The sequence below is a fragment of the Nioella sp. MMSF_3534 genome (assembly GCF_030732985.1).
Lineage (GTDB): Bacteria > Pseudomonadota > Alphaproteobacteria > Rhodobacterales > Rhodobacteraceae > Nioella.
In genome coordinates, this window is sequence record NZ_JASHJX010000010.1 from 34,283 (window position 1) to 57,276 (window position 22,994).

A 22,994-nucleotide genomic window follows, 5' to 3' on the forward strand; every position below is an offset into this window, starting at 1 on the left:
CCCCCTTTACTTGCGCGATGGCCCCAGCCAAGCTGTGGGGATAACACATAACAGGGAGTCTTTTCCGATGTTTGCTCGAATCCTGTGTTCGACGGCCATGCTGGTTGCCCTTGGCACCACAGCCTCTGCCGACGTGACCCTTCATATTCTGCATATCAACGACCTTCACAGCCGCATCCAGCCGATCAACCGCTTCGACAGCACCTGCTCGGCCGAGGATGACGCCGCGGGCGAATGCTTTGGTGGCGTGGCGCGGGTCGCTACCGCCATCAATACCCTGCGCGACGAGCTGACCGCCGCGGGTGAAAACGTCATCGTCATGGATGCGGGCGACCAGTTCCAGGGCTCGCTGATGTACACGACCTTCAAGGGCGACGTGGAAGCCGAGATGATGGAGGCCATCGGCTTTGACGTCATGGCCGTGGGCAACCACGAGTTCGACGACGGCCCCGGCAACTTCCGCCGTTTCCTCGATACGGTCAGCTTCCCGGTGATCTCGGGCAATCTCGACCTCAGCCAGTCCGAGGAACTGAACGGGCAGGTGGAAAGCTATGTGGTCCTGGACGTCAATGGCCACCAGGTGGGCGTGATCTCGGCGCTGGCGACCGATACGGCGGAAACCTCCAGCCCCGGTCCCAACGTGATCTTCCAGGATGAGATTGATGCGATCCAGTCCGATGTGGATGAGCTGACCGAGATGGGCGTTGGCATGATCATCGCGCTGACCCATGTGGGCCTGCCGCAGGACATGCGGATTGCCGAAGCCGTGACCGGGCTCGACCTGATCGTGGGCGGCCACTCGCATACTTACCTCTCGGCCGATGATCCCGACCGGCACGGGCCTTATCCGACCTGGGTCGATGGCCCCGATGGCGCGATGGTGCCGATCGTGCAGGCCTATGCCTATTCCAAGTATCTGGGCCACCTCGAGGTGACCTTCGACGATGATGGCAACCTGATCTTCGCCGACGGCAACACCATGCTGCTCGATGCCTCGGTCGAGCCCGACGCCGCCATTGCGGCGCGTGTGGCGGAACTGGCGGCCCCGATCGAGGAAGCCATGGCCGAGGTCGTCTCGGAAAGCACCGACGTCATCGACGGCTCGCGCGACAATTGCCGGGCGCGGGAATGCCAGATGGGTGTTCTGGTTGCTACGGCCATGCTGGAACGCACCCGCGATCAGGGCATGGATGTTGCCATTCAGAACGGCGGCGGCCTGCGGGCGTCGATTGACGCCGGTGAGATCACCATGGGCGAGGTCTTTACCGTTCTGCCCTTCCAGAACACCGTGGCGACCTTCCAGCTGTCCGGTGCCGGCATCATCGCGGCGCTGGAAAACGGCGTGAGCCAGGTCGAGGACGGCGCGGGCCGCTTCCCGCAGGTGGCGGGCATGCGCTATACGTGGAACCCGGCGGGCGAACCCGGCAGCCGCATCGTGTCGGTCGAGATCGAAACCGCCGATGGCTTTGTGCCGATCGACCCGGAGGCGATCTATGGCGTCGTGACCAACAACTATATGCGGTCCGGCGGGGATGGTTACCGCATCTTCTCGTCCGACGGCATGAATGCCTATGACTTCGGTCCGGGACTGGAGCAGGTGGTTGCCGATTACCTGGCCGAGAACAGCCCCTACATGCCGACGCTTGAGGGCCGGATCATCGAGGCTGAATAAGCTGATCGACATTGAAGGATTGGGGCCGGGCAGGCGACTGCCCGGCCCTTTTCATTGCCATGCAATTCACGCAACTCGGGCTTCGCGGCTTGGCAATTGTCGTTTCTGTTGGCGCTAACATATTTGGCGTATCGAAACGCGAAACCTGAAGGGAGTTACCGATGTCCTTCGCTCATACCAAACTTGCCGAAGATGTCCGCAAATACGCCGCCTACCGCCGCACCCTGCGCGAGCTGAGCACTTTGCCGCTGCAAACCCGGCTCGACCTCGACATCTATTCCGGCGACATCCGCAAGATCGCGCATAAGGCCGTTTACGGCGCCTGATCCGTCAGGATGCGAGACCAGATGAGGGCCGGGCATCCGCTCGGCCTTTTTGCGTTCGGCCTGCTTGCGGGGGCGGCCATGCGCGCCTAACGTCTGCCCATGTGCGGACGCATGACCATTACCCACAAGGTCGACGCGATGGCGCGGTTCGTGTCTGCCGCGCCGGCCAATGACCTGCCGGACGGGCCCCGGTTCAACGTCTGTCCGACGCAGGCGGTTGGGGTGGTGACCTCTGCCGAAGGATCGCGGCTCTATCGCCCCATGCGCTGGGGGTTCCTTCCGCGCTGGTACAAGACGCCGACGGACGGGCCGCTCTTGATCAACGCCCGCGCCGAGACCATCGCCGAAAAGCCCGCCTTCAGGGATGCCTGCCGCCAGCGTCGCTGCCTCGTGCTGGCGACGGGGTTCTATGAATGGACCAAGGATGCCGATGGCAAGCGACTGCCGTGGTATATCCGGCCCGCCGATGGCGACCCACTGGTGCTGGCCGGGATCTGGCAGGACTGGGCGCAGGGGGAGGACGCGTTCACCACCTTCGCCATTGTCACCTGCCCGGCGGGCGAGGGGCTCAGCCATATCCACCACCGCGAGCCTGTCAGCCTTGCGCGCGAGGATTGGGGCAAGTGGCTCGGCGAAGACGGCAAAGGCGCGGCGCTTTTGATGAAACCGGCCCCGCCGGATCGGTTCGAAAGCTTCCGCGTCGATCCGAAGGTCAATTCCAACCGCTCTGAGGGACCTGACCTGATCGAACCGATCTGAGCCATCTTGCCGGATCATGCGCCTGTTGCTAGGGCGAGGGGCAGCTTTCGAAAGGCCCCCGACATGACCCGCACCACCGCCACCGGCGTCGGTTTCATCGCCATTCTTCTCTGGGCGCTTCTGGCCTATTTCACAGCTGCCAGCGGGCAGGTGCCGCCGTTTCAGCTGACCGCGATGAGCTTTGGCATCGGCGGGCTGGCCGGGGCGCTGACATGGGTCGTGCGCCCTCAGGGCATTGCCGCCCTGCGCCAGCCCGCCAAGGTCTGGGCGCTTGGGATTGTCGGGCTCTTTGGCTACCATTTCCTCTATTTCACCGCGCTGCGGAACGCGCCCACGGTGGACGCGAGCCTGATTGCCTATCTCTGGCCCCTCCTGATCGTGCTCTTATCCGCCCTCGGACCCGGTGAACGGCTGGGGCTACATCACATCATCGGGGCACTGATGGGATTTGCAGGCGCGGTGCTGATCGTGACGCGGGGGCAGGGGATCGCGCTGAACCCGGACTACGCCTTCGGCTATGGCATCGCCTTTCTGGCGGCGTTCTTCTGGTCCTCCTATTCGGTGTTGTCGCGCCGCTTTCGCGAAGTGCCGACCGATGTGGTGACGGGGTTCTGCCTTGTGACCGCGCTGCTGGCGACCATAGCGCATCTGATGCTGGAGGAGACGATCTGGCCGCAGGGCATGGGCCAGTGGCTGGCGGTCGCGGGCCTCGGGATCGGTCCCGTCGGACTGGCCTTCTTCGTCTGGGATATCGGGGTGAAGCACGGAGATATCCAGGTGCTTGGCGCGGCGAGCTACTCGGCGCCGCTGCTGTCCACGCTGCTGCTGGTCGCGCTTGGGGCAAGCCCCTTTACCTGGGTCATCGCCATTGCCTGCCTGTTGATCACTCTGGGGGCCACGGTTGCGGCAAAGGACATGATCCTGCGCCGCAAACCCCAATAGAAACAGGCCGCCCACGAAGGGCGGCCCAGTGTCAGTCCAGGGAGGAAATATTTGGACGGCTGCTCGATCATTGTTGATTCTTTTCCGTCTCGTAAACAATAGCAATCAATAATGGCCGAAATGGGGCGATTGTTTCCACTTTCGGCTTGCTGCCAATCCGTGGCCGATTCCACGAGGTGGAACTCCTGCCTCGCCGGTGCTGTGTTGCCTGCGCCTGTCTTGTTCCCGTGGCCCGACCGAAGGCTGAAATCGCTGCCCATTTCCGACAGCTTTCCCGCCCCGAGGTCGCAGAAGACCCGTGACGGCGGGCCAGTCCTGTCCTATCTGCCGTAGGGCGAACAGGACGGAAGGAAGAGGGCCATGGCCTATCTGCTCGGCGTGGACACGGGCGGCACCTATACGGATGCCGCGATCATCGACGAGGCGGCGCAGAGCGTGATCGGTGCGGCCAAATCCCTGACCACGCGGCACGATCTGGCCATCGGCATCGGCGGCGCGGTGGATGCGGCACTGGCGGGGGCCGGGATCGGCGCCGATCAGATTGCGCTGGTGTCGCTGTCGACGACGCTGGCCACCAATGCGCTGGTCGAAGGGCAGGGCGGGCGCGTGGCGCTGGTCTCGATCGGGTTCACGGAAAAGGATCTCGACCGGGGCGGGCTGACCGAGGCGCTTGGCCGGGACCCTCTGGTGTCCATCACGGGCGGGCACGGCCATGACGGGCGCGAGGCTGCGCCGCTGGATGAGGCCACGCTGCTGGCAGAGGTGACCAGGCTGAAATCAGAGGTCGAAGCCTTCGCCGTCGTGTCCCGCTTCGCCACCCGCAACCCGGCCCATGAAAAACGCGCGCGCGACCTGATCGCCCAGGAAACCGGGCGGCCCGTGACCTGTTCCTATCAGCTGTCGGCCAAGCTCAATGGCCCCAAACGGGCGCTGACGGCGCTGCTGAACGCACGGCTCGTCGGCTCCATCGCGCGGCTGGTGGCGGCTTGTGAACGGCATCTGGCCAAGCTGGGGATTTCCGTGCCGCTGATGGTGGTGCGGGGGGACGGGGCGCTGATTTCTGCCGCCATGGTCAAGGAACGGCCCATTGAAACCATCCTCTCCGGCCCCGCCGCCAGCCTTGTCGGCGCGCGCTGGCTGACCGGGGAGCGCGATGCGCTGGTCTCTGACATCGGCGGCACCACAACGGACGTCGCGCTGCTGCGGGATGGATTGCCAGAAATCGACCCCGAGGGCGCGCTGGTCGGTGGTTTCCGCACCATGGTCGAGGCGGTGGCGATGCGCACCACCGGGCTTGGCGGTGACAGCGAGGTGCATGTGCTGTCCGAAGGGTTGCTAGGGGGCGTGCGCCTTGGCCCCCGGCGGCTGATGCCGCTGTCGCTGCTGGCCCATGACCATCCCGAGATGGTGATCGAGGCGCTGGAAAAGGCGCTCAATGCCGAGGTGGCGCTGGACTATGCGGGCCGCTTCGTGGTGCCGATGGCGGGCGATCCGGCGGGCCTGCCGCCGCGCGACGCGGCGCTGCTGGAGCGGATTACCGGCCCGATGCCGGTGCAGGGCCTGTTGAAATCCCGGCTGGAAGGCGCGGCGCTGGACCGGCTGGTGGCCCGCGGGCTGGTGATGCTGTCTGGCGTCACGCCGTCCGATGCGAGCCACGTTCTTGGCACCCTCTCGGATTGGAATGCGCAGGCTGCCCGACTGGGATTGCAGCTGATGGCGCGCAAGCGCGGGGGCAGCGGCAATCGGCTGGCGGACGGGGCCGAAACACTGGCCCGGATGATCGTGGGTCAACTGACCGAACAGACCGTCGATTGCCTGCTGGAAGCTGCCTTTGCCGAGGATCGCGCGTTCGCCGACCATGCCCCCGCCACCTTGGCCCGCCACGTTCTGACCCGCTCGGGCCTGACCCCACATCGGGGGATCGTGCAACTGACCACGCGGATCGGGGTGCCGGTGATCGGGCTCGGGGCGTCTGCCCCCAACTATTACCGTGCGGTTGGCGAGCGGCTGGATTGCAGGATGATCCTGCCGGAACATGCCGGTGTCGCCAATGCCATCGGCGCGGTGGTGGGGCAGGTCCGGCAGGTTGTGTCGGGTGTGGTCACCAGTGCAGGCGAGGGCCGGTATACCGTTCACCTGGCCGAGGGGCCGACGCTTTTTGCGGATCGCGATGCGGCACTTGATGCGCTGCAGGCCGCGTTATCGCACCAAGCCAGCGACCGGGCGAAACGCGCCGGGGCAGAAGACCTGACCCTGACCAACACCCGCGACATCCGCGAGGTCGAGATCGAAGGCCGGTCGATGTTCGTGGAGGCGGAAGTGACCGTCACGGCCACTGGCCGCCCCCGCATCGCCCATGGCTGAGATCAGTCGCAGGCGGCGGTGACGATCACCTCGACCTTCAGCACGTCGCGGGCGAGCTTTGCTTCGCCGCAGGCGCGGGCGGGCGCGTGGCCCTCGGGCACCCAGGCATCCCAGACGGCGTTCATCTCGGCGAAATCGGCCATGTCCGACAGCCACACGATGGCCTGAAGGATACGGTCGCGCGACGATCCGGCCTGTTCCAGCAGCGCGTCCACGCGGGCAAGGCAATCCTCGGTCTGTTCGGTCACGCTGTCGCCTGCGCCGACCTGACCACACAGATAGGCCACGCCGTTATGCTTGACGATCTTGCTCATGCGCTGGCCGGTCTCGATCCGCTCGATCATGTCATTCTCCTTCCGGGTTCGTTGCCCCTGTCTCGGCCATTGCCGCCAGTTCCGCAAGCGTCACCGGTTTCAGGGGGGGACGGATTCGGTAATAGCCCGTTTCGTCGGGGCTTTGCCCGGTCGTTTGGGACAGGATGGCTGTCACCGTCAGCCCGCAATAGCGCCCCTGGCACGGCCCCATGCCCGCACGGGTGAAGCTTTTGGCCTGATTGGGGCCAAGGCAGCCGAGCGTGGCGGTCTGGCGAATCTCGCCCGCCGTGACCTCTTCGCAGCGGCAGATGAGTGTGTCGTCATCCGGGCGCAGCGCCCCCGGATAAGGCGGATAGGCCGCATCGAGGAAGGGGCGAATGGCCAGTTCCCGCGCGCGGGCGCGCAGCAGAGGCGCGGCGCGTCGGTCACGTTCCGATATGCCCAGGTGCCCGGCCTCTTCCGCCAGTTTCAGGGCGGCCAGACGCCCCGCGATTTCGGCCACCATCGCCCCGCTGATCCCGGCCCCGTCACCCGCGATGAACAGGCCGGGCCGGTCAGTGCCGCCCCATGCGTCCAGAACCGGCGTGAACGTCTGTTGTGCGCTGGACCAGCGGTGGCTGACCCCAATGGACCTTGCCACCTGCGTATTCGGGACAACCCCGTGATGCAGCAGCACAGTCTCACAGGCAATGCGGTGATCCTCGCCCCCTGCACGGAAGCAGAGGGCCTCGGCCCTATCCATGCCCTCCACCTTCAGCCTGTCCGCCCCGGTGAACCGCTTCACCCCGGCGCGGCGCAATTCGCGTATCAGGCCCAGCCCCTTCGCCAGACCGCGCCACCCCCGCAGGGCGCCGGGCATGTGCCGAAGCGCGCCAATCATGTCCCTGGTCGATTGCGTTTCCACCAGCGCCAGTGGCGGCACACCGGCCCTGACCATCTGCGCGGCCACGAGGTAGATCAGCGGCCCGCTGCCTGCCAGAACCGCCTGTCGCGGCACGATGCCGGAGCCTTTCAGCAAGATCTGAGCCGCGCCTGCGGTCATGACGCCGGGCAGGGTCCAGCCGGGTATTGGCAGGGGACGTTCCAGCGCGCCGGTGGCGATGAGCACCCTTCGCGCACTCACCTGCGCTGCGGTGCCATTGGCGGTGTAGGACAGCCGGAACCCGTCTTCGATGGCCCAGACAACGGCCCCGTGGATATGTTGCACGCCGCTCTCGGCCAGAGCCGTCGTCAGGCCCCTACCAAGGGCGTAGTCCGCCCCCAGAACCCGAACTCGGTCCGCGCTTGCCTGGCTGACATTGCGGTAAATCTGGCCGCCGGGCCGGGGCTGTTCGTCCAGCAAAGCCACGCGCAAGCCCGCCTTGTCGGCAGTCACAGCCGCCGCCATTCCCGCCGGACCTGCCCCGATGATCGCAAGATCGAACTCAGCCATGGGTGGTCCCTTTGAGGCGGGCTATCACCATCCCTTCTGCGACACTCAGCATGCAGGCCTGACGCTGGATACCGTCGATCTCTACAAGGCAGTCGAAACAGGCCCCCATCATGCAGAACGGTGCGCGGGGGGCACCGGAGACCGGCGTCTCGCGAAAGCTCCGGACCCCGGCGGCCAGCAGCGATGCGGCCAGGTTTTCGCCCTCGGGCAGCATCAGCTCCGTTCCGTCGAGTTGCACGGGGACGAGCCGTTCCTTACGGTTCAGGGCGATGAAGGGGGCGTCGGCGGGCATGACGGTTTCCAGACGGGCAGGGGGCCGCAGGACAACTCGTAGCGCAAGGCGATACGCAAGGTCTACCGATCACCTTCGCCTAATGTCCGTAATAGGCCGTATAGATCCCGACCGCGCCCACCAGAACGAGGCTGAGCGCCCAGACAATGTCGAGGTTGAACCAGGTGCGGGACAGGAATTTCAGGCCAAGCCACAGGTAGATGATCACGGCGATGATCCCGCCCGCCAGCGTCATTGCGAAGGTGTGGACAAGGGCCACAACGAAGGCGGTCAGCACGTTCTGGCCCATCAGGGCCTGCGCGGCCTCGTGCCCCTCGGTCGGGCCTGTGTCGATGCCGCAGATACCCAGATAGATCGGCACCAGCATCAGCCCCGCCCCATGGGCGAGCGCGGCCAGAAAGGACCAGAGCGCCAGCCGCGCGGGATGGACACGGGCCAGAAAGCGCGGGTGTTTGCGGTTGATCAGCAGGTAGATGCCCATGGCCACCACCAGCACGCCCGCGCCGATACGGATTTGCGTTTCCCAGCTGACAAGGGCCGTCATCAGGGAAAAGGGCAGCAGGATTGCCGTCATCGACAGGAAATGCCCGGCGGCCAGCGCCACAAGGGCCTTGCCCATGGCGCTGCGCTTGCCCTCCATCAGCGCGGCGGACACGGCAAGGGGCCAGCCCATGCCGGGGTTCACCCCGTGATAGAGGCCAGACAGAATGACGGCCCCCCAGAGGGCCGTCAAAGTGGTCATATCCGTGCCCATTCAGACGTTCGGATAGCAGAAGCTGTCGGTCGAGCAATCGCCGCCTTCCAGACGGATCTGATGCGCGCGTAACCCTTCGGGGAAATTGATGTAGAAATTCGGGTCAAGCTCCAGCCCGCCATTCTCGCCCACATTCGCCATGACCATCTGGCCGCCTTCCGCACCGGGATAGAACTGCTCATCCCAGGTGGAATAGAGCGAGTTGGTCCAATAGACCCGCTTGCCGTCGCGGCTGACCTCGACCATCTGCGGGCCGAAGGCGAACTCGCCGCCGCCCGGATGTTTGGCGTTGCGCGCGATGCCGCCCAGTTCCACCTTGCCGGCGAGCTTGGGGTTCATCGGGTCGCTGACGTCGTACTGGTGCATCTCGCCCAGTCCCCAGCAGGCGACGTAGAGATACTTGTCGTCGAGGCTGAGGTCGATATCCGTCACCAGCGGTGGCACGGCGGCAAAGCCTTGCAGAAGCGGCGGCAGGTTCTCCGGGTCTTCCGGGCGTGGGTCGATGGTGATGGTCTTCTTGGCCTGCCAGGTGCCGTCCTCGCCCCGCCACCAGGTAAAGATCGCGCCTTGCAGGTTGGTGGTGTCGACCACCACGCCACAGAACCCGTAGGATTTCTTCGGGTCATGGGCAGGTCGGATTTCCAGCGCCATCTGGTGGTTTTCGCCCAAGTCGATGGTCTGGATGTTCTTGCGCTTGCGCAGGTCCCAGAAATGGATCGAATGGCCGTATTTGTTGGACAGCAGATCCTCCGCCACGATCCCGTTCTCGAACTGCGGCGGCAGGCCCCATTCGGAACTGACCATGTAATCCTGCGGCAGGTTCCACCAGAAATCGTAATGCTTGTCCTGCTTGCCCCGGTCCATTTCATACTGGCCGATGATCTCGAAGGTCTCGCAATCCATGATGAAGATGCCCGGAGGTCCGTCAGTGCCATCCTCGCCGCCGCCGCCAAGCGTCGAGACATAGATGCCTTCAGGCCCGCAATGGATGGTGTGGGGGCGCGAATAGCCGGTCTTGGCGAAGACCTCCTCGGGTTCGATGATCTTGTGAATGCTGGCCTTAAGCGGGTCCTTCACATCGATGACATAGATCCGGGAGGACCGGATGCCCGGCACGATCAGGTAGCGCCGCTCAAGGAAGGCGTGGCCGGTCAGGGGCGACAGAGAAGACGAACAGGCGTTCCAGCCGAAATGGTGAAACTCGTCGCCCTTGTAGGGCATCATCACTGTGTGGACGATGGTGCCGTAGCTCTCGGATTTCGGGTCGAGATCGACCACGGCGATGCCGTCGGGCTGAGAGCCGTCGGGGCTCAGCATCACGGTAAAGCCGTAGGTTTCCACCGGGGCCTGCATGGCAAGCTGCGCGGTGGCGTGGAATGTCGGATCAGGTCTGAGTGTCATTATTTCCTCCCTTGAATGAACAATGCCCTTTGGGCGCGACGTGAATTTCCTTCCCTTGTTGTCGCGGTGCGGCGCGGGTCTCCTCAAACCTCGGCCACATTGCACAGTTGGATGGCACCGCTGACGCGGTTTGCCAGATCGATGAGTTTCAGGCCGATCTCGGCCCGGTAGTCCGTTCCGAACCGCCGGATCGGCCCGACAGCGCCCACGCTGAAGGTCGCCCCGATATTGCCAACGGAAACCGGTGCGGCGACGCTGGCGATGCCAAGGTCGATTTCCTGGTCGCAATCGGCAAAACCGCGCTGCACGATACGGGCGAAATCGGCACGCAGGTCAGCTTCGGTGGTCTTGGTGTGTTCGGTATAGGCCTTGAGCGTGCCGTTGATGATGCATGCCTGAAATTCCGGCTCGGTGAAGGCGGCGATGGCCTTGGAACAGGAACAGGCATGCATGGGCCGCACGCCCAGCCCGGGATGGATGAAGGCGCGGCCCGGGTCATCGGGCGTTTCCACGTGGATGATTTCCACCTGGCTGTTGCGGAACCGGGCCAGAAACACCGTTTCGTTGAAGTTCACCGCGGCGGCCTTCAGCAAAGGCGCAGCGGCCTTGCGCACGTCGATATCGGACTTTCCAAGCAGGGCGATGCGAATGAGCCGCTCACCGATCACCACGCGCCCGTCATCGGCAGGGGAGTCCACCAGCCCCTGATCCTGCAGGGTCTGCATCAGCCGGTAACAGGTGGGCTTCGGCAGGCCCGTCGCCTTCTGAATCTCGCTCGCCGTCACCGGCCGCCCGGCAACGGCGACAAGCTCCAGAATGGCGATCAGGCGGTCCAGATGCATGTTGACGGAATCATTCCATGTTGCGAGACTTGGTCTCAAATCATGATAACTCGTATTCAAAAATCAAGATAAATCTGGGAGGGATCGAAAATGCGCACACGTGCGGCGGTTGCCTTGGAGGCTGGGAAGCCTCTGGAGGTTATGGAGGTGAACCTTGAGGGCCCGAAGGCGGGCGAGGTTCTGGTGGAGATCAAGGCGACGGGGATTTGTCATACGGATGAGTTCACGCTCTCGGGTGCCGACCCGGAAGGGATGTTCCCGGCCATTCTTGGCCACGAGGGCGCGGGCGTGGTGCTGGAGGTTGGGCCGGGGGTCAAAAGCCTCAAGCCCGGCGACCATGTGATCCCGCTCTACACGCCCGAATGCCGGGAATGCGAGTATTGCCTGAGCGGCAAGACCAACCTCTGCCAGGCTATTCGCGTGACGCAAGGCCAGGGGCTGATGCCCGACGGGACCAGCCGGTTTTCCATGCTCGATGGCACGCCGATCCTGCACTACATGGGGTGTTCCACCTTCTCGAACCACACCGTCCTGCCCGAGATTGCGCTGGCGAAAGTGCGCCCCGACGCGCCCTTCGACAAGATCTGCTATATCGGCTGCGGCGTGACCACGGGGATCGGTGCGGTGATCAACACGGCCAAGGTGGAAATCGGCGCGCGGGCGGTGGTCTTTGGCCTGGGCGGCATCGGGCTGAATGTGATCCAGGGGCTGCGGCTCGCTGGCGCCGACCAGATCGTCGGCGTCGACCTCAACCCCGACAAGGTGGAGATGGCCAAGCGCTTCGGCATGACCGATTTCGTCAACCCGAAAGAGGTTGAGGGCAGCATCGTCACCCACCTGGTGGAGCTGACCGGCGGCGGCGCGGATTATTCCTTCGACGCGACCGGCAATGTGCAGGTGATGCGCGACGCGCTGGAATGCGCCCATAAGGGCTGGGGCGAGTCGATCATCATCGGCGTGGCGCCCGCGGGGGCCGAGATCTCCACCCGGCCCTTCCAGCTGGTCACCGGCCGCGTCTGGCGCGGCACGGCCTTTGGCGGCGCAAGGGGCCGGACGGACGTGCCCAAGATCGTCGACTGGTACATGGACGGCAAGATCGAGATCGACCCGATGATCACCCACACGCTTTCCCTCGACGACATCAACAAGGGCTTCGACCTGATGCATGCAGGCGAGTCGATCCGGTCCGTCGTCGTGTATTGATCCGGGACCACCGGACCCCTGCGTCACTCGAAACAGGCGCCCGCCGGATCATCCGGCGGGCGTTTCCATTGCATCCCCGACCGGGCGCGCTGCACGCCAACGAGTACACAGCGTCGGAATTCCCGCTTGGGCGCGGGACAGGGGCCGAAACGCACGCGTCAGGAGGCGGTCGGCGTCCTGCTGTCCTGCACCGCATCCCAACCAAGGTCAGCCGACAGCCCTTGCGCGATCCGGGCGATCCGGGGGCCGAGCGCTTCGCGGAACGTCGAGGTGAACACGCGTGTCGATCCCGTCGCACCGATGGACAGCGTGGCCCCCGGACCGCGCGGCGCAAGCGGGGCCGCGACCGAACACATGCCGCGCTCGATCTCTTCCACGCATTCGGCAAAGCCGCGCTTGCGGATGATGTCGAATTCGGCTTCCAGATCCTGAACGCTTGTCAGGGTGAACTCGGTATAGGCGCGCAACCGGCCCTCCATCTCGCCGGTCGGAAAGACGTCCGGCGAAAAGGCGGCGACGGCCTTGGAACAGGAACAGGCGTGTAACGGACGCTTGCCGAGGCCGGGATGCAGATAGGACACGCCCGTGTCCGGGGTTTCCACATGGATGATCTCTACCGACCTGCCGCGAAGACGTGACAGGAAGAACGCGACGCCGATCTCGGTGGCGGCCTGCTTCAGGACCGGGGCGATCAGATCCAGCAGCGCGCGGTCGGACTGGTCGCTATGCGCTATCCGCTTCAGCCGGGTGCCGAGCGTGAAACGCCCCCCACCGACCGGTTCCAGCAGCCCAACCCCGACAAGATCCTGCACCAGCCGGTAGGCGGTCGGTTTGGGCAGGTCCGAATGGGCGCAGATCTCGGCCACCGTGACCGTGCCCTTCTGGCCGACGATTTCAAGAATGAGGGTGAGGCGTTCGAGATGCATATTTTTTACTTTGTGAGAATCTGATTCTCGATGTACGAGAAGTATGTCTTGGTCGCAAGGGAGGAATGTGATGATGGACGGCACATGTTGCGGACCGGGCTACGCAAGCCCGGCCGAGGCCATCAAGGCCCCCCGCGAAAAACTGCTCTACACGATTGCCATCTACACCGGCACCGGCATTCAGAAACCGGATTACCTTGCGACGGTGGATGCGGACCCAGACAGCCCGACCTATAGCCAGGTCATCCACCGGCTGGAAATGCCCGGCATCGGGGACGAGTTGCATCACATGGGCTGGAACGCCTGTTCCTCCTGCCACGATGACAGCTCCATGGCGCGCAAATACCTGCTGGTTCCGGGCGTGCGGTCGAACAATATCCACGTCATCGACACGGCCACCGATCCCTATGCGCCGCGCCTGCACAAGGTGATCGACGGGGCCGAGATCAAGGCCAAGGCCAATCTCAGCGGGCCTCACACCGTGCATTGCCTCGGGTCCGAGATCATCATTTCGTTCCTTGGCGACGCGAAGGGTGAGGCGCCGGGTGGCTATCTGCACCTGAACAAGGATTTCGAGATCGTCGGCCGGTGGGAAGAGACCATGGGCGACATCAAGTTCGGCTATGATTTCTGGTACCAGCCCCGCCACAACGTGATGATCAGTTCCGAATGGGCCGCGCCGAATACCTTCATGCCGGGCTTCGATCTGGAAGAGGTCGGCCACCTGAAATACGGGCGCGAGCTGCATATCTGGGATTTCGAGAAACGAACGCCGATCGAGAGCATGTATCTGGGCGAGGACGGGCTGATCCCGCTGGAGGTCAAGTTCCTGCACGATCCCGACAGCACCCATGGCTTCTGCGGCGCGGCGCTGTCCACCAATGTCATCCATTTCTGGAAGTCCGAGGCAGGCAAATGGGAATGGGAAAAGATCATCGACGTGGACAACGAACCTCATCCCGAATGGCCCATCCCGGTGCCGGGCGTGATGAGCGCGATCCTCGTGTCGATGGATGACAAGTACCTCTATCTCAACAACTGGTTGCATGGCGACATGCGCCAGTATGACATCACCGATCCGCATAACCCGAAACTGACCGGCCAGGTCTGGATGGGCGGGCTTCTGGGCAAGGCGCCTCAGGTCAATGGCGTCGACGTCGCGGGCGGGCCGCAGATGTTCCAGCTCTCGCTGGACGGCAGGCGTCTGTATGTGACCACCTCGCTGTTCTCCACATGGGACAACCAGTTCTACCCGGAGATCCGCGAAAAGGGCGGGGTCATGGTGATGATCGATTGCGACGTCGAAAACGGCGGCATGACGATCAACCCCGATTTCATCGTCGATTTCGGCAAGGAACCGAACGGGCCGAGCCGCTGCCACGAAACCCGCTACCCCGGTGGCGACTGCACCAGCGATATCTGGCTGTGACCGGAACCCGGACCATCACGCTCGCCAACAGGGGCGGTGCGACCTACCGGGTCGAGGCCCGCCGCCCGCTGCTCGATACCCTGCGCGAACAGGGGGTCGATCTGCCCTATGGCTGCAAATACGGCGGCTGCATCACCTGCGCGGCCAAACTGACCGCGGGGGAGGTGGATCAGCGCCGTCAGGTGGCCCTGAACAATCGACAGATCAACAATGGCTACGTCCTGCTATGCGTCGCCCGCGCCGTCACCGATTGCACCCTGGAGATCGGCGTCGACAGCCATGACAAGCTGTATCGAAACCCGTTCCTGGACCCGCTGGAGCCGCATGAGCTGAAGGCGGATATCGCCACGTCCCGGCCCTCGGCCAGCGAAGCCGCAGGACAAGAGAACAAGGATCAATGACATGCCGGCAACCGCGCTTGACGAGCTTTACGACTACGACCAGACCTTCCTTGCCGATATTCTGAAATCGGTCAGGACCATCGCCATGGTGGGTGCCAGCGCCGACAAGACCAAGTTCAGCTATGGCGTGCTGCGGGTTCTGCATGAAACGGGATATGACATGATCCCGGTCAACCCGAACCCGAACCTGACCGAGATCCGCGGCATTCCGGTGTTTCATTCGCTGGAGGAGATCGACCGCCCGGTCGACATGGTCGAGGTCTTCCGCCCCAAGGAAGAGCTCTACGCCATTACCGAACAGGCGATTGCCATCGGGGCCAAGGTGCTGTGGGGGCAGATCGGTGTCTATGACGACCGGGCGGCGGCGCTGGCCGAAGAGGCCGGTCTCAAGGTGGTGATGAACCGCTGCCCAAAGATCGAGCTGTTCCGCCCGTTCTGGAAACCCCGCCTCGATCTGGCGATCTGATCCCGGACGGTGCCGGTGAGGGCGATCCGCTCAGCGATCCGAGCGGATCATGTCAGCGGCCTTTTCGGCGATCATGACCGTGGGCGAATTGGTGTTGCCCGAGGTGATCGTCGGCATGATCGAGGCATCGACGACGCGCAGCCCGTCCATCCCGTGGACCTTCAGCCGTGCATCCACGACCGCGCCGGGGCCGTGGCCCATGCGGGCGGTGCCGACGGGGTGAAAAATGGTCGTGCCGATCTGGCCCGCGGCCTCGATCAGTTCGGACTCTGATGCGTATTCGGAGCCGGGGCGGATTTCATGCGGCTTGAACTGCGCCAGCGGGGCCTGAGCGACAATCCGGCGGGTCAGCTCGATGGAGCGGGCGGCGGTGATCCGGTCGGCCTCGGTCGACAGATAATTGGGCCGGATCGCGGGGGCGTCGGACGGGTCGGGGGATTTCAGGCGGACATCGCCACGCGAGCCCGGCCGCAGGTTGCAGACAGACGCGGTGAAGGCCGGGAACGGGTCCAGATCCTCGCCGAACTTGGGCAGGGAGAGCGGCTGGACGTGATATTCCAGATCGGGTGTTTCCAGCGCGGGATCCGACTTGGCAAAGGCCCCGAGTTGAGAGGGCGCCATCGACATCGGTCCCCGGCGTCTCAGCGCATAGTCCAGCCCGATCCTGGCCTTGCCGAACAGGGTGGAGGCCATCTGGTTCAGCGTCTTCACGCCTTCAACCCGGTAGGACAGGCGCAATTGCAGATGGTCCTGCAGGTTGCCGCCGACACCGTCCATGTCATGCGCCACGGCGATCCCGTGGTCCTGCAAATGCTGCCCCGGTCCGATCCCCGACAGCATCATCAGTTGCGGCGAGCCGATCGCACCGGCTGACAGGATCACCTCTCGCCCCGCTTTCGCCATCGCGGGCTGGCCGTCCTTGAGAAAACGGATGCCAGTGGTCCTGCGCCCCTCCAGCATCAGCCCCTGCGCCTGCGCGCCGGTCAGCACGGTCAGGTTCTGCCGGTCGCTGGCGGGCCGAAGAAATCCGCGCGCCGTGGACCAGCGCCAGCCGCGCCGTTGGTTGACCTGGAAATAGCCCACGCCCTCGTTATTGCCCCGGTTGAAATCGTCGGTGCGCGGGATGCCCGCGGCCTCGGCGGCGTCTGCGAACCGGTCGAGGATTTCCCAGCTCAGGCGGGGCTGTTCCACCCGCCATTCGCCGCCCGCACCGTGGTGCTCGCTTGCCCCTGCGAAGTGATCCTCGGATTTCAGGAAATAGGGCAGCACATCGTCCCAGCCCCAACCGGCATTGCCCATCTGCCGCCACTGGTCATAATCGCGCGCCTGTCCGCGCATGTAGATCATGCCGTTGATCGCCGAACAGCCGCCCAGAATGCGCCCGCGCGGATAGAGGATCGACCGCCCACCAAGTCCGGGTTCCGCCTCGGTCTGAAACATCCAGTCGGTGCGCGGATTGCCGATGCAATAGAGGTAGCCCACCGGGATCTTGACCCAGATGTAGTTGTCCCGGCCCCCGGCCTCCAGCAGCAGAACGCTGACGCGCGGGTCTTCGGACAGGCGATTGGCCAGAACGCAGCCCGCCGTGCCCGCGCCCACGATCACGTAGTCGAACTGTCCGTAGTCTTTCATCTGCACGCCCCTCGCCGTTTCTGGCAGAGTTCCCCATTTTTCCAGCGGGGTAAACGGGGGACATGGCCCCCGGCGCTACAACACCGAAGGCAGCCAGAGCACAATTGCCGGGAACATGATCAGCACCACCACGCGCACGATCTCGGCCCCGAAGAAGGGCATGACGCCCTTGAACGTGTCGATCATCGGCGTGTCCTTGGCGAGCGCCGATATGACGAAGACGTTCATCCCCACGGGGGGCGTGATCAGCCCCAGCTCGACAACGATCAGCGCCAGTATCCCGAACCAGATCTTCAGCTCCTCCGTGCTCATCCCGAAGCCGGTGTCGGGGCCGAAGGCATAAAGCCCGCCATTGAGCTCGACCAGCACCGGCCAGAAGAACGGGATGACCAGCAGGATCATCGACAGCGAATCCATCAGGCAGCCCAGAAGCACGAGCGCGATCAGGAGCAGGATCAGAACCGTCATCGGTTCAAGGCCGGAACCCGAGATCCATTCCGCCGTGGCCTGCGGCATCCGGATGCGGGACATGAAGATCTTCATCAGTTCCGCCCCCAGAAGGATCAGGTAGATCATGCCGGTGGTCTGCGCGGTTTCCTTCAGGCTGTCGATGGTGTCGGTCCAGGACAGGCTGCGCCGGGCAAGCCCGTAGACGGCCACCAGAAACACGCCCATGGCCGCGCCGGGGGTAGGGTTGTAGAACCCGCCATAGATGCCGCCCAGGACGAGGGCGAAAATACCGACCACGGGCAGCACGCCAAGCGTGGCGGCAATGAATTCGGCCCGGTCCGCGGCGCCGCCCTTGGGGCCTGCCTCTGGACGGATCAGCACGTAGAGAAGGATCGTGATCAGGAAGAAGAACACCGCCATGATGCCGGGGATCATCGCGGCCATGAACATGGTCACGATATTGGCCTCGACGATGATCGAATAGATGATCAGCACGACAGAGGGCGGAATGAGGATGCCAAGCACGCCGCCTGCCGCGAGCGACCCGGTGGCCAGCGACCCCGAATAGTTGAAGCGCCTGAGTTCCGGCAAGGCGATGCGGCCCATGGTCGAGGCTGTGGCCAGCGACGATCCCGACACCGCGCCAAAGCCCGCGCAGCCCGCAATCGCGGCCATGGCGGTGCCGCCCGGTGCCCATCCGAGCCAGGCATTCGCGCCCCGGAACAGCGCCTTGGACAGACCGACGCGGGATGCGATGGCCCCCATCAGCACGAACATCGGCACCACCGACAGCCCGTAGTTGGAGAACTGTCCATAGGCCAGCGTCTTGAGCTGGTTCAGAACCGTGAACGGCCCGTTCATCAGGACCGTTCCGATCCCTCCGACAAGGATCATCGCATAGGCGATCGGCATGCGCATTGCGATCAGCAGGATCAGAACGACCAGGCTGACCAGCCCGAGGGTGATGGGATCAAGCATAGGGTGTCAGTTCCCGCCCCGGGTCGTCTTGCCGAGGTTTTCGATGAGCGTGATGAACGAGGCCAATGCCAGCAGAGCCAGTGACAGAAGACAGGGCAGGTAGGCCCACCAGATTGGCACCTGCAAGATGGCGGTGGTGTAGTTGTACTGGCGCTGGCTCAGCATGCCGCCATACATCGCGTAGAGCAGCAGAATGCCGAAGATCAGGGCCACGACCGACGCAACCAGCGCGAAGATGGCGATCCAGAGGGGCGAGGCGCGCGAGGTGAAGATATCGGCGCTGACATTGGCGCCCGAGATCTGGCAATAGGGCAGAAAGGCGAAGGCCGCGATGGCGATGCCCATCTGGGTCAGTTCGAAGTCGCCCTGAAAGGTGATGGCCGCCTCGGGAAACAGGATTTCCCAGAAGGCCAGCGCGCTGACCACGGACCAGACATTCATCAGGACAACGGCCAGCACCATCACGCCGCCCAGGATGGCCCAGGTGGTGATCACGGTTTCCGCCGCACCGGTCCAGCCGGTGCGACGGGTATCCTGGGCGACCGCCTCCATCACATGTCGGAAGCGTTGGCGGCGATGGCGGCGCGGGCGTGCGCGACCAGTGCGGCGCCGTCGATGCCCATGCCGGACACCTCTTCGATCCAGCGATCGACAACCGGTTCCAGAGCGGCCTGGAAGGCGGCGGTTTCATCGTCGGTCAGGGTGACATGGGTATTGCCCGCGTTCACAGCCATGTTGATGCCGAAATCATCCGAGGCACGCCAGATTTCACCCACTTGGCCCCACCATTCGCGGTTGGAGGCCTCGCGGAAGGCGGCCTGGATATCCTCGGGCAGGCTGTTCCAGCGGTCGGCATTCATCGACACCTGGAAGGTGGTGGTGCCGAAGCGGGCCATGTCGGCACCTTCGATCTGGTATTCGGTCTGTTCCTGAATGCGCAGCGGCGGGATGATTTCCCATGGGATGAAGGCCCCGTCCACAACGCCGGTTTGCAGCGCCTGCGGCAGTTCCGGCACCGGCATGGCGACGGGCGTCGCGCCGAGCGCCTCGATGATCCATGCCCCCGTGCGGGTCGGAATGCGCATCCGAAGGCCATCAAGGTCGGCGGGGCTGCGCACCTCGCGGTTGACCATGTGAATACCCTGGCCGGCATGGACATGCAGGAACATCACCTCGACACCCTGGTATTCCTGACGCAGGTCGCTTTCGAACATGTCGTACATGGCGAGATTGGTGGCCACCGGATCGTTCACGTAGACGAAGGGCAGTTCGAACACCTCGGTCCGTGGGAACAGACCGGGTGTATAGCCGTTCACCGTCCAGATCAGATCGACGACGCCGTCACGGGCCTGGCTGATCAGTTCGGGCGGACGGCCGCCGAGGGTCATGGCCGGGAAGATCTCGATATCGACCTGCCCGCCGGACAGTTCCTCAACGCGGGCGGCCCAAGGTTCCAGCATCTGGGTGTGGGCCGGGGCCTGGGCGCTGAGCAGGTGATGCAGGCGGAACGTGTGGTCCTGGGCGCTGACGCTGCTGGCCAGCCCCATGACAGCGGCGAAGGCGCCGATGGCGATGGTGGTTCTCATGTCTTTCCTCCCTTTGGTGGCTGGCTTTCGGAACTTGACCGGACCAGCTTTTCCACGGTTCAGTCAACCGCGAATTCTTGACGTTGTCACGCATCTGGTGCCCTGCCGGGCGCTAGATCTGCGTGTCGGGCAGGTGCAGAACCAGCCCGTCGAGTTCTTCCGTCATCGTGATCTGGCAGGACAGGCGGCTGGCAGCGGTCACCGTGCTTGCTGCAAATTCCAGCATATCCGCCTCGGTGTCTTCTGCCGGGCCGACCCGGTCTGCCCATTCATCCGCAACATGCACGTGGCATGTCGCGCAGGCCATGGCGCCGCCGCATTCGGCGGTGATCCCGTCGATGCCATGGGCCAGGGCGGTCTGCATGGCACTGTCACCGGACCGGGCGTCAACCGTCCGGGATGTTCCCTGCGATGCAATGAAGGTGAGCCTTGGCATTATTTCGGCAATCCTTGCACAGTTCAGTTCAGCCGGACCGGCAGGTTCAGCGGCCCGCGAAAGCCGAAGCCCTTCCAGATCACGGTTTCGGGCCGCACCAGTTCCATGTTCGGGAAGCGGTCGAAGATCATTGGAAGCATGATCTTCCCCAGCATCATTCGCGCCAGATGGGTGCCCATGCAGTGATGCGGGCCAGAGCCGAAACTCTGATGCGGGTTGCGGGCCCGGAAGGCGTTGAAAAGATGTCCGTCCTCGAACAGGTCCTCGTCGTGGTTCGAGGACGCCTGACAGGTCATCACCACTGTCCCCTTGGGGATGTCGATGCCCCGGATCTGGGTGTCACGCGTGGCGCGGCGGGAACTGACCTGAATGGGCGCGACCCACCGGATCGCTTCCTCGAACGCAGAGCCCCACTGACCCGTGCTCCTGATCTCGTCCAACTGGTCGGGGTTGGTCAGCAGGCCGTAAAGAACCGTCAGCAGCGCGTCGCGCGGCTCATTGATGCCGCCGCCGATGGCGATCTTGATATTGGCGACGATCTGGCTCCACGCGATGGGGTCATCAGCATTCACCATCACGGATAGCGCGGTTTGATCGGGATTGGCGCGGTAATACTCCGCCTTCCGCTCCATCAGGGCATCCATCGCCAGATGAGCGCGGTCCACCCGTTCGAAGGGTTCATCGAACCAGCCGAAATTTCCCGCCCCGTCAATCAGCGCCTGCGACCAGAACTGCATATCGTCATCGCTGGCCTCGGACAGGCCCAGAATATCCGCAAGGATCCGGGCGGCCAGCGGGCCTGCCAGCGTCGGGAAGAGATCGACCACCTCGCCCTTCGGCAGACGGTCCAGATACTCGCCCGCCAGCTTTTCATAGGCCGGTCCCCAGAGCGTCTTCAGATTGCGCGGCGAGAAGGTGGGCATCATGGCGTTGCGTTCGCGCAGATGCTCTTCGCCGTCCTTGCGCATCAGCGTGTGGGCATGGAAGGCGCGTTTCATCGGGGTATCGGGGTCGTCGGACGACCATGTTTCGGGATCGTCCTTCACCGCGCGGGTGTCGGCTGCCTTGGTCAGCATCACCCGGTTGACCGCGCTGACCGACACGACCGGGCTGCTCGCGCGCATCTGCCGGTAGAACGGATAGGGGTTGTCGATCAGTTGCGTGATCGTCACCGCGTCATTGACGGGTGCCAGCGGCATGACGAGATCCTCCCTTCGCGTCCTGTACGTCCCGGCTTATCTTGCCTTGTCGGATCGAACAACTTAATGGAATTGATCGACCGGATCGAATTTATTGATGGACTGGCAAATGAAAGCACTGAACATTGATTTCGCCGATCTGCGCACCCTTCGGCTGGTGCATGAACACCGGTCCTTCTCGGTTGCCGCGCAGATGCTTGGCGTGAACCAGTCGGCGGTCAGTTACACGATCGAGAAACTGCGCCGTATCTTCGACGATCAGCTGTTCTTCCGTCAGGGCACCCAGGTAGAGGCTACCGAACGCTGCTCGGCCATCGCGGTCTCGGCGGAATCGTTGCTAGCGGAGATAGAGCGGCTGGCGACGCCTGAGGCGTTCGATCCCTCCGAGGCCGAGCATACCTTTACCATCGCCTGCAATTTCTACGAACGGCAGTTGATTCTGCCGCTTGTCATGCGGCGGTTGCGGGACGAGGCGCCAAATATTCGGGTGGAAGCCATCAACTCGATCTCGCAGGGCCACCTGCAACTCAAACGGGGAGAGGCAGAGCTGTTGATCGGCCCGCTGATGACGGAACAGGCGGGCTTCTACTGCCGCAACCTTCTGGCCGAACGCTATGTCTGTATCATGGACCCGGCAAACCCGCTGGCCAATGCGCCCCTGACACTGGAAGCGTACCTTGCCGCGCGTCATGCGGTTGTGCTTTATGGCGGTGGCTGGCGGTCGGGCTACCTGCGTTACCTCGACCGGCTGGGACATGTTCTGAACCAGGTTCTGACTGTGCCAAGCCCTGCTGGGTTGAATCGCATCATCGCGGGCACGGACCTGATCTCGACGGTGCCCCGGCGCATCGGGGAAACCTTGGGGGGATCGGTTCAGATGGCCGATTGCCCCTGTCCCGCGCCATTCAACATCTCCCTGGTCTGGACCGAGCGCACGCATCGGTCGCCCATCCACTCCTGGTTGCGCGAGCTGATCGCGCGAGAGGTGAAGCAGGCGCTTGGGGATGCCGCCAGAGACGGGCCTGGCATTGAGGCAGACTGACGAGATGTCATTTGTTTCGGACCGCCGGGCCGGGCGGGCCTTTTGGTTTCCCTTTCAGCGCAATGCCCAGCCGGGCAGTGGATGTACCGCATCGCGCTTGAACTCGCTTGTCCCCATATTGGCCAGCTCGCCTCAGACTTGGGGCAAC

Annotated in this window: 23 protein-coding genes; 10 read left to right on the plus strand and 13 right to left on the minus strand. The window is 63.9% G+C overall.

Annotation, left to right across the window (positions count from 1 at the left end; genetic code table 11):
• Positions 1-67: 67 nt before the first annotated feature.
• The 5 genes from RBB16_RS06120 to RBB16_RS06140 all read left to right on the plus strand — a co-directional run bounded on the left by RBB16_RS06120 (position 68) and on the right by RBB16_RS06140 (position 6,063).
• Positions 68-1,672, plus strand: a complete 1,605-nt coding sequence (locus RBB16_RS06120) for a bifunctional UDP-sugar hydrolase/5'-nucleotidase (protein WP_306045315.1) — start codon at positions 68-70, stop codon at positions 1,670-1,672.
• A 161-nt stretch (positions 1,673-1,833) separates the two neighbouring features.
• Complete coding sequence (locus RBB16_RS06125; RefSeq protein ID WP_164744763.1) at positions 1,834-1,998, plus strand: hypothetical protein; 165 nt, start codon at positions 1,834-1,836, stop codon at positions 1,996-1,998.
• A 99-nt stretch (positions 1,999-2,097) separates the two neighbouring features.
• On the plus strand, positions 2,098-2,757 hold the full coding sequence (locus RBB16_RS06130) for an SOS response-associated peptidase (RefSeq protein WP_306045316.1): 660 nt from the start codon (positions 2,098-2,100) through the stop codon (positions 2,755-2,757).
• Between the two features lie 63 nt (positions 2,758-2,820).
• Positions 2,821-3,699 (plus strand): DMT family transporter, encoded by an 879-nt coding sequence (locus RBB16_RS06135; RefSeq protein WP_306045317.1) that lies wholly within the window; start codon positions 2,821-2,823, stop codon positions 3,697-3,699.
• A gap of 360 nt (positions 3,700-4,059) precedes the next feature.
• Positions 4,060-6,063, plus strand: a complete 2,004-nt coding sequence (locus tag RBB16_RS06140) for a hydantoinase/oxoprolinase family protein (protein ID WP_306045318.1) — start codon at positions 4,060-4,062, stop codon at positions 6,061-6,063.
• 2 nt (positions 6,064-6,065) lie between these two features.
• Here RBB16_RS06140 and RBB16_RS06145 read toward each other — a convergent pair whose 3' ends face one another.
• The 6 genes from RBB16_RS06145 to RBB16_RS06170 form a co-directional block, all read right to left on the minus strand.
• A complete protein-coding gene (locus tag RBB16_RS06145) occupies positions 6,066-6,407 on the minus strand; it encodes a RidA family protein (protein ID WP_071690755.1) in 342 nt (113 codons plus the stop codon).
• Between the two features lies 1 nt (position 6,408).
• Positions 6,409-7,809, minus strand: a complete 1,401-nt coding sequence (locus RBB16_RS06150; protein ID WP_306045319.1) for an NAD(P)/FAD-dependent oxidoreductase — start codon at positions 7,807-7,809, stop codon at positions 6,409-6,411.
• The gene (locus RBB16_RS06155; RefSeq protein ID WP_306045320.1) at positions 7,802-8,101 is read right to left on the minus strand and encodes a (2Fe-2S)-binding protein; all 300 of its coding nucleotides are present in this window, start codon (positions 8,099-8,101) and stop codon (positions 7,802-7,804) included. Before RBB16_RS06155 ends, RBB16_RS06150 begins: the two co-directional genes overlap by 8 nt.
• A gap of 79 nt (positions 8,102-8,180) precedes the next feature.
• Complete coding sequence (locus RBB16_RS06160) at positions 8,181-8,843, minus strand: hypothetical protein (RefSeq protein ID WP_306045321.1); 663 nt, start codon at positions 8,841-8,843, stop codon at positions 8,181-8,183.
• A 12-nt stretch (positions 8,844-8,855) separates the two neighbouring features.
• Positions 8,856-10,256 carry a selenium-binding protein SBP56-related protein gene (locus tag RBB16_RS06165; RefSeq protein WP_306045322.1) on the minus strand — a complete coding sequence of 467 codons (1,401 nt, stop codon included), beginning with the start codon at positions 10,254-10,256 and terminating at the stop codon, positions 8,856-8,858.
• 83 nt (positions 10,257-10,339) lie between these two features.
• On the minus strand, positions 10,340-11,098 hold the full coding sequence (locus tag RBB16_RS06170; RefSeq protein ID WP_306045323.1) for an IclR family transcriptional regulator: 759 nt from the start codon (positions 11,096-11,098) through the stop codon (positions 10,340-10,342).
• 90 nt (positions 11,099-11,188) lie between these two features.
• Here RBB16_RS06170 and RBB16_RS06175 point away from each other — a divergent pair, with 90 nt between their 5' ends.
• Positions 11,189-12,301, plus strand: coding sequence for an S-(hydroxymethyl)glutathione dehydrogenase/class III alcohol dehydrogenase (locus RBB16_RS06175; protein ID WP_306045324.1), 1,113 nt, complete (start codon positions 11,189-11,191; stop codon positions 12,299-12,301).
• A gap of 158 nt (positions 12,302-12,459) precedes the next feature.
• Here RBB16_RS06175 and RBB16_RS06180 read toward each other — a convergent pair whose 3' ends face one another.
• Complete coding sequence (locus RBB16_RS06180) at positions 12,460-13,227, minus strand: IclR family transcriptional regulator (protein ID WP_306045325.1); 768 nt, start codon at positions 13,225-13,227, stop codon at positions 12,460-12,462.
• Between the two features lie 70 nt (positions 13,228-13,297).
• On the opposite strand from RBB16_RS06180, the gene RBB16_RS06185 reads away from it, so the two are divergent.
• The 3 genes from RBB16_RS06185 to RBB16_RS06195 are packed head-to-tail and all read left to right on the plus strand — an operon-like array spanning position 13,298 to position 15,523.
• Complete coding sequence (locus RBB16_RS06185) at positions 13,298-14,656, plus strand: selenium-binding family protein (protein WP_306045326.1); 1,359 nt, start codon at positions 13,298-13,300, stop codon at positions 14,654-14,656.
• Positions 14,653-15,057, plus strand: a complete 405-nt coding sequence (locus RBB16_RS06190) for a 2Fe-2S iron-sulfur cluster-binding protein (protein ID WP_306045327.1) — start codon at positions 14,653-14,655, stop codon at positions 15,055-15,057. The genes RBB16_RS06185 and RBB16_RS06190 overlap by 4 nt, the downstream gene beginning before the upstream one ends.
• 1 nt (position 15,058) lies before the next feature.
• Positions 15,059-15,523, plus strand: a complete 465-nt coding sequence (locus RBB16_RS06195; protein WP_306045328.1) for a CoA-binding protein — start codon at positions 15,059-15,061, stop codon at positions 15,521-15,523.
• A 30-nt stretch (positions 15,524-15,553) separates the two neighbouring features.
• On the opposite strand, the gene RBB16_RS06200 is transcribed toward RBB16_RS06195, so the two are convergent.
• From RBB16_RS06200 to RBB16_RS06225, 6 genes are all read right to left on the minus strand, one after another.
• Positions 15,554-17,155: a GMC family oxidoreductase gene (locus RBB16_RS06200; RefSeq protein ID WP_306045329.1), complete on the minus strand. Its 1,602-nt coding sequence runs from the start codon at positions 17,153-17,155 to the stop codon at positions 15,554-15,556.
• 75 nt (positions 17,156-17,230) lie between these two features.
• On the minus strand, positions 17,231-18,583 hold the full coding sequence (locus RBB16_RS06205) for a TRAP transporter large permease (RefSeq protein ID WP_306045330.1): 1,353 nt from the start codon (positions 18,581-18,583) through the stop codon (positions 17,231-17,233).
• A gap of 6 nt (positions 18,584-18,589) precedes the next feature.
• A complete protein-coding gene (locus RBB16_RS06210; RefSeq protein WP_306045331.1) occupies positions 18,590-19,135 on the minus strand; it encodes a TRAP transporter small permease in 546 nt (181 codons plus the stop codon).
• On the minus strand, positions 19,135-20,169 hold the full coding sequence (locus RBB16_RS06215) for a TRAP transporter substrate-binding protein (RefSeq protein ID WP_306045332.1): 1,035 nt from the start codon (positions 20,167-20,169) through the stop codon (positions 19,135-19,137). Before RBB16_RS06215 ends, RBB16_RS06210 begins: the two co-directional genes overlap by 1 nt.
• Before the next feature lie 112 nt (positions 20,170-20,281).
• Positions 20,282-20,605, minus strand: a complete 324-nt coding sequence (locus tag RBB16_RS06220; RefSeq protein ID WP_306045333.1) for a 2Fe-2S iron-sulfur cluster-binding protein — start codon at positions 20,603-20,605, stop codon at positions 20,282-20,284.
• A gap of 23 nt (positions 20,606-20,628) precedes the next feature.
• Positions 20,629-21,804: a cytochrome P450 gene (locus RBB16_RS06225; RefSeq protein WP_306045334.1), complete on the minus strand. Its 1,176-nt coding sequence runs from the start codon at positions 21,802-21,804 to the stop codon at positions 20,629-20,631.
• Between the two features lie 109 nt (positions 21,805-21,913).
• On the opposite strand from RBB16_RS06225, the gene RBB16_RS06230 reads away from it, so the two are divergent.
• Positions 21,914-22,846, plus strand: a complete 933-nt coding sequence (locus RBB16_RS06230) for a LysR family transcriptional regulator (RefSeq protein WP_306045335.1) — start codon at positions 21,914-21,916, stop codon at positions 22,844-22,846.
• Positions 22,847-22,994: the final 148 nt, after the last annotated feature.

What these genes read in the sequence shown, in the direction of transcription:
- RBB16_RS06120 (WP_306045315.1), top strand. Translation starts at nt 68, where the DNA reads ATGTTTGCTCGAATCCTGTGTTCGACGGCCATGCTGGTTGCCCTTGGC.
- RBB16_RS06125 (WP_164744763.1), top strand. Translation starts at nt 1,834, where the DNA reads ATGTCCTTCGCTCATACCAAACTTGCCGAAGATGTCCGCAAATACGCC.
- RBB16_RS06130 (WP_306045316.1), top strand. Translation starts at nt 2,098, where the DNA reads ATGTGCGGACGCATGACCATTACCCACAAGGTCGACGCGATGGCGCGG.
- RBB16_RS06135 (WP_306045317.1), top strand. Translation starts at nt 2,821, where the DNA reads ATGACCCGCACCACCGCCACCGGCGTCGGTTTCATCGCCATTCTTCTC.
- RBB16_RS06140 (WP_306045318.1), top strand. Translation starts at nt 4,060, where the DNA reads ATGGCCTATCTGCTCGGCGTGGACACGGGCGGCACCTATACGGATGCC.
- RBB16_RS06145 (WP_071690755.1), bottom strand. Translation starts at nt 6,407, where the DNA reads ATGATCGAGCGGATCGAGACCGGCCAGCGCATGAGCAAGATCGTCAAG.
- RBB16_RS06150 (WP_306045319.1), bottom strand. Translation starts at nt 7,809, where the DNA reads ATGGCTGAGTTCGATCTTGCGATCATCGGGGCAGGTCCGGCGGGAATG.
- RBB16_RS06155 (WP_306045320.1), bottom strand. Translation starts at nt 8,101, where the DNA reads ATGCCCGCCGACGCCCCCTTCATCGCCCTGAACCGTAAGGAACGGCTC.
- RBB16_RS06160 (WP_306045321.1), bottom strand. Translation starts at nt 8,843, where the DNA reads ATGACCACTTTGACGGCCCTCTGGGGGGCCGTCATTCTGTCTGGCCTC.
- RBB16_RS06165 (WP_306045322.1), bottom strand. Translation starts at nt 10,256, where the DNA reads ATGACACTCAGACCTGATCCGACATTCCACGCCACCGCGCAGCTTGCC.
- RBB16_RS06170 (WP_306045323.1), bottom strand. Translation starts at nt 11,098, where the DNA reads ATGCATCTGGACCGCCTGATCGCCATTCTGGAGCTTGTCGCCGTTGCC.
- RBB16_RS06175 (WP_306045324.1), top strand. Translation starts at nt 11,189, where the DNA reads ATGCGCACACGTGCGGCGGTTGCCTTGGAGGCTGGGAAGCCTCTGGAG.
- RBB16_RS06180 (WP_306045325.1), bottom strand. Translation starts at nt 13,227, where the DNA reads ATGCATCTCGAACGCCTCACCCTCATTCTTGAAATCGTCGGCCAGAAG.
- RBB16_RS06185 (WP_306045326.1), top strand. Translation starts at nt 13,298, where the DNA reads ATGATGGACGGCACATGTTGCGGACCGGGCTACGCAAGCCCGGCCGAG.
- RBB16_RS06195 (WP_306045328.1), top strand. Translation starts at nt 15,059, where the DNA reads ATGCCGGCAACCGCGCTTGACGAGCTTTACGACTACGACCAGACCTTC.
- RBB16_RS06200 (WP_306045329.1), bottom strand. Translation starts at nt 17,155, where the DNA reads ATGAAAGACTACGGACAGTTCGACTACGTGATCGTGGGCGCGGGCACG.
- RBB16_RS06205 (WP_306045330.1), bottom strand. Translation starts at nt 18,583, where the DNA reads ATGCTTGATCCCATCACCCTCGGGCTGGTCAGCCTGGTCGTTCTGATC.
- RBB16_RS06210 (WP_306045331.1), bottom strand. Translation starts at nt 19,135, where the DNA reads ATGGAGGCGGTCGCCCAGGATACCCGTCGCACCGGCTGGACCGGTGCG.
- RBB16_RS06215 (WP_306045332.1), bottom strand. Translation starts at nt 20,169, where the DNA reads ATGAGAACCACCATCGCCATCGGCGCCTTCGCCGCTGTCATGGGGCTG.
- RBB16_RS06220 (WP_306045333.1), bottom strand. Translation starts at nt 20,605, where the DNA reads ATGCCAAGGCTCACCTTCATTGCATCGCAGGGAACATCCCGGACGGTT.
- RBB16_RS06225 (WP_306045334.1), bottom strand. Translation starts at nt 21,804, where the DNA reads ATGCCGCTGGCACCCGTCAATGACGCGGTGACGATCACGCAACTGATC.
- RBB16_RS06230 (WP_306045335.1), top strand. Translation starts at nt 21,914, where the DNA reads ATGAAAGCACTGAACATTGATTTCGCCGATCTGCGCACCCTTCGGCTG.